This is a genomic window from Salinivibrio sp. VYel1 (assembly GCF_009377945.1).
Classification (GTDB): Bacteria; Pseudomonadota; Gammaproteobacteria; order Enterobacterales; family Vibrionaceae; genus Salinivibrio; species Salinivibrio siamensis.
In genome coordinates, this window is record NZ_RSAM01000002.1 from 280,754 (window position 1) to 290,542 (window position 9,789).

General features: G+C 52.9%; 5 protein-coding genes, 1 tRNA gene and 1 pseudogene. 5 read left to right on the forward strand and 2 right to left on the reverse strand.

Annotation, left to right across the window (positions count from 1 at the left end):
* The first annotated feature begins 178 nt into the window (after positions 1-178).
* Positions 179-1,033: an NAD(P)H-binding protein gene (locus EHW58_RS03875; protein ID WP_152794842.1), complete on the forward strand. Its 855-nt coding sequence runs from the start codon at positions 179-181 to the stop codon at positions 1,031-1,033.
* A 330-nt stretch (positions 1,034-1,363) separates the two neighbouring features.
* Here EHW58_RS03875 and EHW58_RS03880 read toward each other — a convergent pair whose 3' ends face one another.
* Complete coding sequence (locus tag EHW58_RS03880) at positions 1,364-4,084, reverse strand: DUF2339 domain-containing protein (RefSeq protein WP_152794844.1); 2,721 nt, start codon at positions 4,082-4,084, stop codon at positions 1,364-1,366.
* A gap of 499 nt (positions 4,085-4,583) precedes the next feature.
* Between EHW58_RS03880 and EHW58_RS03885 the strand changes: the two genes are divergently transcribed.
* The 4 genes from EHW58_RS03885 (at position 4,584) to EHW58_RS03900 (ending at position 9,381) form a co-directional block, all read left to right on the forward strand.
* Positions 4,584-5,270, forward strand: a complete 687-nt coding sequence (locus tag EHW58_RS03885; RefSeq protein WP_077668201.1) for a TetR/AcrR family transcriptional regulator — start codon at positions 4,584-4,586, stop codon at positions 5,268-5,270.
* 165 nt (positions 5,271-5,435) lie between these two features.
* Positions 5,436-7,736 carry an acyl-CoA dehydrogenase gene (locus EHW58_RS03890; RefSeq protein WP_046073474.1) on the forward strand — a complete coding sequence of 767 codons (2,301 nt, stop codon included), beginning with the start codon at positions 5,436-5,438 and terminating at the stop codon, positions 7,734-7,736.
* 212 nt (positions 7,737-7,948) lie between these two features.
* Positions 7,949-9,151, forward strand: a complete 1,203-nt coding sequence (gene fabV / locus EHW58_RS03895) for an enoyl-ACP reductase FabV (RefSeq protein WP_152794846.1) — start codon at positions 7,949-7,951, stop codon at positions 9,149-9,151.
* 139 nt (positions 9,152-9,290) lie between these two features.
* Positions 9,291-9,381: transfer RNA gene (locus tag EHW58_RS03900), tRNA-Ser, on the forward strand.
* Positions 9,382-9,574: 193 nt separating this feature from the next.
* Here EHW58_RS03900 and EHW58_RS16020 read toward each other — a convergent pair.
* Positions 9,575-9,661, reverse strand: a pseudogene (locus tag EHW58_RS16020) (integrase); the annotation flags it as partial.
* Between the last annotated feature and the right edge of the window lie 128 nt (positions 9,662-9,789).

A 9,789-nucleotide genomic window follows, 5' to 3' on the forward strand; every position in this document is an offset into this window, starting at 1 on the left:
GACTATCTGAGCATAAAAACTTTGTCACCATTCACGCTTTTAGTTATTTCCTTACATAATTAAGGAATATATTTACAGCGCGAAATAAATAAATCGTCAAAAATCAGCCGAATTGGGTGGTGTTAACCATTACATTGAAAAATAATTACGTAACCCTAGGTAATCATAAGGAGCGCGTGTGTCAGGATTGAAAGTTGGAATTTGTGGATGTGGTTGGTTGGGCCAACCGCTGGCGTCACACCTACTTGGCGCTGGACACCACGTGGTGGGGACCAAACGTGAGCCAGCCTCGGCGCAAGCATTGAGCGAGACGCTGGCGACCACCGTGGTGCCGTTTGATGTGATGGCGCCGGATTATCAATCAGCGGCGGCATTGCTCGAGACTGACATCGTGGTGATCAATATCGCAGCGGGGCGTCGTCACGCCGACTTTGATGCATACCGCGATGCCATGTGCGCGTTTATCGACCGCCTGGCCCAAGCAGGCGTTGAGCATGTGCTCTTTATCAGCACCACCTCTGTATACGGGGAGCTTAAAGGGCAGGTGACCGAGCACACCGCGACCGCCGCCGCCACGGCGTCAGGCAAAGCACACGAACATATCGAAGCGCATCTGCGCGAAACGTATGGAGAGAAAGGAACAATCATGCGGCTCGCGGGGTTGATTGGCGGTGCGCGTCATCCTTCAACTATGCTCGCGGGTCGACAAGGCTTATCAGGCGGCAATGAGCCGGTAAACTTGATCCACCGCAGTGATGTGATGGCGGCGATCAGTGCGATTATCCATCAGCGTCAATGGGGTCACACCTTTCATCTGTGCGCGGAACTGCACCCAGCGAAAAGTGTGTACTACGGCTGGGCAGCGCGTGAAATGGGTTTGACACCGCCTGAGTATCAGCCAAGTGCAGGCGATGGTAAATGGATTGATGCCTCGCAGACGCTATCGCAACTGGGACTTAACTTACGTTATGCCTCACCGTATCAAATGATCGCAGATGGTCAGGTGACTTCGGACGACCCAGCCCCAAAATAAAAAAAGCCCACACAAGGTGGGCAAAAATAAAGGTAGAGACAAACAAACTCTAAAGTAAGTAGAAAAAGCAGCAGCAGGTCGGAAAGAAAGATGAATCATGCTCCCTCACGTTCTGAGGGGGATAAGGCATTTCTTACCGATGCACCCATTAGGACTGGGCGAATTTAAAGAAGTTCCTACAAATTAAAAAAAGTCGTGATATTTAATCAATAGGCGATGTAGATGTGACGCTTGTCTCATAAATGGCGGCAATTAATGCCGCCATCTCACGCTATTGCAACACAGCTATTGCAATAGAGTGAGATGGCCTAGCGTGTCACCGACGTCCGGTTAGGCGGCCCATTGCCGTTGCTTGAGCCATTGGAACAATCCACCCAACGCCACCAAGCAAAGCCCAAGGCCAATAAAGGACAATGCTCGCATCAGCCCCTCTAAACTTGCCATATCAACCAGGAACACTTTTAGGATTACTAGCGCCAACACCGCCATTGCGCCCTGCTGTACCCGTACCGATTGCTGCCAGTAGCCACCCAGCAAGCTCAAACTCCCTATTGCCAACCATACCAATGAGTAGGTATACAGCTCTGCATGTGAGGTCAATTGCGACAGGGCAATGGTATCGCCTTGCCAAGTCTGACGGATCAAACCGTTAACCAGCAAAAAACCAAACACCGCGGCACAGGTGCTGGCCGCTGTTTGCACTCGGGCTTTTGGCAAGGGTAGCGATGGATATCCCCATTTCGCTAACCACACACACGCGAGCAAAGGAACGCCCCACCAAGGCCAGAGTAAACTGGCAAGTGGCGAGTCACCAATCGAGACCCTCTCAACGTATGGGTTATGCTCGAAAAAGAGAATAAATTGGGTGAGTGCACTTAAGACTAAGAGGGCGATGCCGCCGATACGGTACAAAAACGCGAACGTCTGCGCGGCGCGAGCACGATAAAGATACACACACGCCAATAATAACCAGTTCATGCTCATGACCACCGCGCCAGAAATCGAGTACATCACGCTGGTCAGCCCTTGAAGATCACATAGCCACAGTGTTGCACTTGTGAGCCACAGCGCGGCGAGTTGCAGTTGTGCGCCAGTGAGCCAAGCGGGCAGTGTGTGGTTTTGGACCCAGCGCTGACCAACATAAATCAACAGCCCAAGCGACGGATAAAGCCATAATGTGTCTGGCAGTGATGCCATATGATGGGTGGAGAGCAATAACAAGGTCGCGCGCGCGAGCACCACGCTGAGCAGTGCTTGGATCACCCAATTGGCGAGCGATATCCGGTATTGATGGGTGAGCCAAAGCATCACCACTGCTTGCGCGGTCAAGGCCAAGGTCAGAGCGTAATCGCTCAGCAGCAACGTTAACGCGAGCGCCAGGTGGGCATTGACGCCACACCACAGGCTCAATCGAGCCAGAACATGGGCCTGATCGGTACCTTTAAAATGACGAGTAAAGGCCGCTAACACCGCGCCGCCACCGACGAGGCAAGCCGCCCATAACGGTGCGCTAGACGCGTACGCAAGCGTTCCGCCCCAAAACGCGCCTGTCACCTTCGCATTAAGGCTCACCATGAAGGGCGTGGCTAGGCACGCTAGCCAGATAAAATGGATACGTTGCGGTGACCGTTTACCTAGGGCTAAGCCATAGAGCAGGGTAATGACACCCATCCCCAAGCCAACCTGCTGGGCAAGCGGGTCGCGGGCAAGATCGCCGAACCATAACCAGAGGGCGACCCAAGCTAAGCCCAGCACCGGCCACGCATCCCAGCGTGCGGAGAAAAGCGGCGCGAGATAAAGCCATGCCACCAACGCGGCCATCAATGGCATCCCGACCGTAAACGGTAAAGAAAACGCTGCAGTAGAGGCAATAAACATTATTGCCAGCATCAGCCAAGTATCGAGTGCGTGATGGTGCCAAGCTCGAATATCGACAAGGGTGCGCCAAGACAGTGGCGCGTCAGATGTTGGTTTGAGTAACCACCCCAACGTTGGCACCGCGACTAATAGGTACACAGAGCCGAGGGCAAACCCGGTAACGATAAGCAATGGCACCGAAAAATGCGCAAAAGCAAACAGCCAAGCAAGGTGCACCCCCCACAAGCTATACCATAGCCATCGGCGCTCGACGCGCTGAGCCACATAGGTGATGGCGGCAGCGACGAGCAAGAAATAACTGGCGAGCAATCCGTAGCTGGGGGTGGCACTGGTAGAGAACAATGGCGCGCCATACGCCCCGATGAGCCCGACAACGGTCAGTAACGGACCAAATCTAAGCCCGTAGAAGGTGGCAGCGAGCGAGATCAGCGCCAGCATCACGACGGCGACTGGCTCGGCAATAAACTGATAGGGCGTCGCCGCCATCAAGGTCAGGCCAAACAAGCTGATAAAGCCCGCGCTCGCAATCGCAGCCGGCACATAGCTCGGCCAATCAATTTGCGTATACCGGCGCAACTTATCGTGTAGCCATTCACTGCCAACAATCAAGCCGACGCCAAACAGCGCTCCCAAGCCAAGACGAGCCAAAGGAGGAAAATAACCTTCACTGATCAGGTAGGAAATTAAGAAAAGTCCGCCGAGGGTAAAAATACCGGCGCCACTCCAAACCAGCCACTGTTGTTTCGCGCGCTCAAGCCAAGCGAGACGATGACGGTTATCGCCTGATGGTTGCGCGTCAGAGGCGGTATGGGCGGAGTTGGTTGCGACTGGCTCTGCAACACTGGGCTCTGTGTTAGATGGCGCATGCTGGGTCGATGTGGCAAGCGCTTCCTGCGTTAATGGGTGGCTATCACGCGATACCATAGCCGCGTCTGTATCGCGGCCAGCCTCAACCGGCTCTGTGTGAGCCTCAGCCGTGAGGTTGGCATGAGTGGACGTCGGCATTGCGTCAGCGTCAGCGTCCGCTTTCGATTGCAACTGGGAAAGGGTATGGCGCACCTCCGAGAGCTCTCGATTGAGTGCGTTGACTTTGAATAGGGCCCAGAGGCCACAAATACCACCAATGAGCATCACCAAACTGGCGACAAACACCAAGAGGAGTAAGGATTCCATATCGCGTTAACCAAGCCCGCTGTCACTAAATGCGTGCACACTGTACAGCGAGGCCGAATGAATTGGCGTAATCGCGACAAGAAAAGTCAAAACTTGGGAGCAAGTGCATAAAAAAGCCCACAAGCAAACGGCGAGTGGGCATAGAAGAAAAGTCTTCTAGAAAAAGCAGTGGCACAAGGTGTGACTACCAGAAATGCGAATGGGTTCCCACTTTTGTTCAAAAAAAGCACAGCCATGGCTGAGAGCGTGGCAGAGCTGGCTGCTTAACCATTTTTATTCAACGCGTTACATAGTCAGCCAAGCGCGCAAAACGTCATCACGATTTACCAAACAATATACGGTCATGCAGCAAACGTGGGTGTAAACCCACTTGGTCGCTGTCTCGGCGAAATCACTCAATAATGTGATGTTACTCATGCGATGCGTGTGTGTTTCAGGCTTGTTAAAATCCATGTCTGGGTATAAAGTTAAACAAGCGTTTAATACAGGTGAATGAACAATGGCAGGACGAGGCGACACCAAAGCAAAAATTCTGGATGCCGCGGAGCAGCTCTTCGCCGAGCACGGGTTTAAAGAAACGTCGTTACGCACGATTACCAGCAAGGCTGGCGTTAACCTTGCCTCAGTGAACTATCACTTTGGCGACAAAAAATCACTGGTGCGTGCCGTGCTCGGACGCTACCTCGAAGCGTTTATGCCAGCGCTCGGTGAGCAGCTGCAAGCGCTCTTAGTGCGACCAGATTGCACGATGGAACAAGTGTTCTTATGCGCAAAACAGCCAGTGCTTGCGCTTGATGCGTATCGGCCACATGGTGCAGCCACCTTTATGCAACTGATTGGCCGCGGTTATACCGATGTACAAGGCCATTTACGTTGGTTTATCACCACCCGTTACGAACACGTGCTGTCGCTGTTTAACCAAGCGGTACGCAAAGCCAACCCCGCACTGACGTCAGAGGCGGTGTTTTGGCATTTACACTTCACCCTTGGGGCGGCCATTTTCACCATGGCGTCCAGCGAAGCGTTGCGTGATATTGCCGAAAACGATTTTGGTCGCACCCTTGATACTGAAGCGATCGTTGACCGCTTAATTCCGTATCTAGCAGCAGGGATGAACGCCAAACCCGCGGCAATGGCACAGCAGGGGCAAGTGCTCGCCTTCGCGACGGAGTCACAAGCGGAGTAGGGCAATCAAAACACATCAAGCGAGGTGCGATGCGTCCCGCTTATTTGAACCACTCAGCGCAGCGACAGGTGTATCACGGTGCGTGAAGTGCAATGTAAAAACCCGTTCTGGTCGCACAATAACAGCAAAAAGAGTGCAACCATGATCAACAAAAGGACCTGAATCATGAGCTCTCAAACTTCATTACGTCGTTCACTGGTGAGTGATAAAGCGTTTACTTTCTTCAAAAAAGTGCTGCCACCGTTATCCGCCACTGAGCGTGAAGCGATGGAAGCCGGTAGTGTGTGGTGGGACGGTGAACTGTTTTCCGGATCACCGAACTGGAAAACCTTGCACCAATATGGCAAGCCGGCGTTAAGCGCGGAAGAGCAATCGTTTATCGATAACCAGCTAGAAACCCTCCTGGCGATGTTGGATGATTTTAAAATTGTCCAAGAGCAAAAAGATCTGCCGGAAGAAGTCTGGGATTATCTGAAAAAAGAGCGCTTTTTCTCGCTGATCATTCCCAAAGAATACGGTGGCCTCGCGTTCTCGGCGCTTGCCAACTCTACCATCGTATCGCGCATTGCCACCCGTAGCTTAAGCGCAGCGGTGACCGTGATGGTGCCTAACTCACTGGGGCCGGGTGAACTGCTGACCCATTATGGTACCCAAGACCAGCGCGACTATTGGCTGCCACGCTTGGCCGATGGCCGTGAAGTGCCGTGCTTTGGCTTAACTGGCCCAGAAGCAGGCTCCGATGCTGGGAGTATTCCAGACCGCGGCGTGGTGTGTATGGGTGAGCACAATGGTGAACAAGTGCTAGGGATCCGCTTAAGCTGGAACAAACGCTACATTACACTGGCCCCCGTGGCGACCGTGGTGGGCTTGGCGTTTAAACTGGGCGATCCAGACGGTCTGCTGGGGGACAAAAAAGAGCTTGGCATCACCTGTGCCCTGGTCCCTGCAGAACACCCTGGCGTTGAAATTGGCGATCGTCACAACCCGCTCAACATGGCATTTATGAACGGCACCACCAAGGGTGAAGATGTATTTATTCCGATTGATTGGGTCATCGGCGGTAAAGACTACGTTGGCCGCGGTTGGCGCATGCTGGTGGAGTGTCTGTCAGCCGGTCGAGGGATCTCGTTACCCGCACTGGGGACGGCGGTAGGGCATCTCGCCACCCGTACCACAGGCGCTTACAGTTATGTGCGTAAACAATTTGGTATGCACATTGGCCGCTTTGAAGGGGTAGCAGAAGCCCTAGGCCGCATGGGCGGGTTGAACTACTTAATTGAATCGACCCGCACCCTGACCACCACCGCGCTTGATCAGGGAGAAAAACCGGCGATCATCACCGCGATTTCCAAATATCACATGACCGAAATTGCGCGCACCATCTTGAATGACTCGATGGATGTGCACGCGGGTCGTGCGATTCAGTTGGGGCCCCTAAACTACATTGGCCATCATTACTTTGGTATTCCGGTGGCAATCACGGTGGAAGGCGCGAATATTCTTACCCGCAACCTAATGATCTTTGGTCAGGGGGCGACCCGTTGCCATCCTTACGTCCTTAAAGAGATGGAAGCGGCGGCGAACCCAGACCAAGAGGCCGGCGCCCAAGCGTTTGATAAATTGCTGTTTAAACACATTGGCCATGCCACTAAAAACAGTGTGATGGGGCTGGTCAACGCGCTGACCGGATCGCTGACCAACCGCGCGCCGGTGAGTGGCGAGACGGCTAAATACTATCGTCACCTTACCCGCATGAGTCGTGCACTGGCGGTGACCACCGATGTCGCAATGTTGTCTCTTGGCGGTGAGCTGAAACGCCGAGAAATGCTGTCCGCGCGTCTGGGGGATGTTCTGAGCCATCTTTATATGGCGTCGGCAACGTTGAAGCGCTACGAAGATGAAGGCCGTCCGAGCCAAGATCTGCCGATGGTGCACTATGCGCTGCAATATTGCCTAGCCCAGTGTGCCAAAGCGTTTGATGGGGCCTTTAATAACTTCCCTGCCAAAGGGGTGGGCCGCAGCCTACGTGTGCTCTTGTTCCCGCTCGGCATGCACTACAAAATGCCCTCTGACAAGCTGCTTAATCAGATTGCCGAGCAGTTAATGACACCGAGCGCAGAGCGCGACCGTTGGACGCACTTATGCTATGTGGGCGACAAAGCCGACGATCCGGTGGCGGTGATGGAGCGCGCGTTTACCGCAATGTGGGCGTGTCGTGACACCGAAAAAGCCCTGATCAAGGCGGTGAAAGCCAAGCAGATTGACGGCAAAGCCAGCTTGGCGGATCGCTCGCAACAAGCGGTTGAGCAAAACCTTATTACTGCCGAAGCGCGTGACAAACTGCTAGAGGCTGATGCGCTGCGTGCTTATGCGGTACAAGTGGATGACTTTAAAGCCGAATGGTTTACCTCCAGCCAGTTAGAAGGCGGTGCCATTGCCAAGCCCAATCCAAGTAAAGCGGCATAAAGGTCGCTAACTTGCGCCAGAAAGCGTCTGCACCTCGCAGGCGCTTTTTTATTGGCGCTGACACTTGGGGCCACAATGCTGAGATCTTGCCCACTATTCTTGCCTGCAACACCTCCAACCACTGGGTATTTTTGCCCTTTTTCCTTAAAAGGGGATGCATAGGCAGGCGTTAGTATTTATCCTTAGCCTCAATTTTGTGAGGGACGTTGAATATGATCATCAAACCTAAAATTCGTGGATTTATCTGTACGACGACACATCCTGTTGGTTGTGAAGCCAACGTAAAAGAGCAAATTGACTACACCAAAGCGCAAGGCGCGATTGCGAATGCGCCTAAGCGTGTACTGGTTGTGGGTGCCTCCAGCGGCTATGGCTTGTCCTCACGCATTGCGGCAGCCTTTGGCGGCGGCGCCGCAACCATTGGCGTGTTCTTTGAAAAACCAGGCACTGAGAAAAAGCCTGGCACCGCAGGCTGGTACAACTCAGCCGCATTCGACAAGTTTGCCAAGCAAGAAGGCCTGTATTCAAAAAGCCTGAACGGCGATGCTTTCTCGCATGAAGCCAAGCAAAAAACCATCGAGCTCATCAAACAAGATCTTGGTCAAATCGACATGGTGGTTTACTCGCTGGCCTCGCCAGTACGTAAGCTACCTGACAGCGGCGAGCTGGTGCGCTCGTCACTGAAACCTATCGGTGAGACCTACACCTCAACCGCGGTAGACACCAACAAAGATGAAATCATCGAAGCCAGTGTTGAACCAGCCACCGAGCAAGAAATTCAAGACACTGTTACCGTAATGGGCGGCGAAGACTGGGAGCTTTGGATCAACGCCCTTAATGACGCCGGTGTCCTTGCCGAGGGCTGCAAAACTGTCGCTTACAGCTACATTGGTACAGAGCTTACCTGGCCAATCTACTGGGAAGGCGCGCTAGGTAAAGCGAAAATGGACTTAGACCGTGCTGCCAACGCGCTAAACCAAACACTTGCCGCCAAAGGCGGTAGCGCCAACGTGGCGGTACTCAAAAGCGTGGTCACCCAAGCCAGCTCAGCGATCCCGGTGATGCCGCTTTATATCGCCATGGTGTTCAAGAAAATGCGCGAAGAAGGCGTCCATGAGGGCTGCATGGAGCAAATCTATCGCATGTTCACTCAGCGCCTGTATCAAGCCGATGGCAGCGATCCAGAGGTAGATAGCGAGCGTCGCCTGCGTTTAGACGATCTAGAGCTGCGCGAGGACATTCAGCAGCACTGTCGCGACCTGTGGCCACAGATCACCACAGAGAATCTCACTGAGCTGACCGACTACAACGAATACAAAGCCGAGTTCTTGAAGCTATTTGGCTTTGGCGTTGAAGGCGTCGACTACGACGCAGACGTGAGCCCGGTAGTGGAATTTGATGTCGAAAACATCTAAAACCGCCTAGCAAACACCCAAAAGAGGTCAGCCTAACGCTGGCCTCTTTTTTATTGGCTGAAAGCTAACCAAACGCACCGCGAATGTTGGTTTTTTACTTTACAAACCAACCCCAACCCAATAATATACGCCGCGTTCCGGAGAGATGGCTGAGTGGTTGAAAGCACCGGTCTTGAAAACCGGCAAGGGTTAATAGCCCTTCTAGGGTTCAAATCCCTATCTCTCCGCCACACAAAGAAAAGCCGCTGCTTAGTCAGCGGCTTTTCTCCGTTTATACCCCCACAAATTTCTAAATTCTGACCCCACCAACATTTTAGACCCCTTTGCCTAAACACACTGCCAAGCGTCTGATAACCTAGCCCACAAAAAATTGCCCTGTAAGGCCTTTTGGACGCCGCCAACCAAAGGGCGGTAGCGTGGACGTTAAAGTAAATCCATTGGGCTTGTTGTGCCTGCAAATTGCTGACCAATCACATGAGTATAGATCTGCGTGGTAGAGAGATCGGTATGGCAGGGAAAACGCATGAAGATCCTCGCCATGCCTGGGCTAGCGATTTAATGACTTAGTTGTCAATTAAGGCTGAAAACCGTGCGTTGCACCATGTTTATTCATAAAAATGAGTGAAAATAAAGGATCA

Coding starts and splice junctions, on each gene's coding strand:
- EHW58_RS03880 (WP_152794844.1), bottom strand. CDS start 4,084: ATGGAATCCTTACTCCTCTTGGTGTTTGTCGCCAGTTTGGTGATGCTC.
- EHW58_RS03885 (WP_077668201.1), top strand. CDS start 4,584: ATGGCAGGACGAGGCGACACCAAAGCAAAAATTCTGGATGCCGCGGAG.
- EHW58_RS03890 (WP_046073474.1), top strand. CDS start 5,436: ATGAGCTCTCAAACTTCATTACGTCGTTCACTGGTGAGTGATAAAGCG.
- fabV (WP_152794846.1), top strand. CDS start 7,949: ATGATCATCAAACCTAAAATTCGTGGATTTATCTGTACGACGACACAT.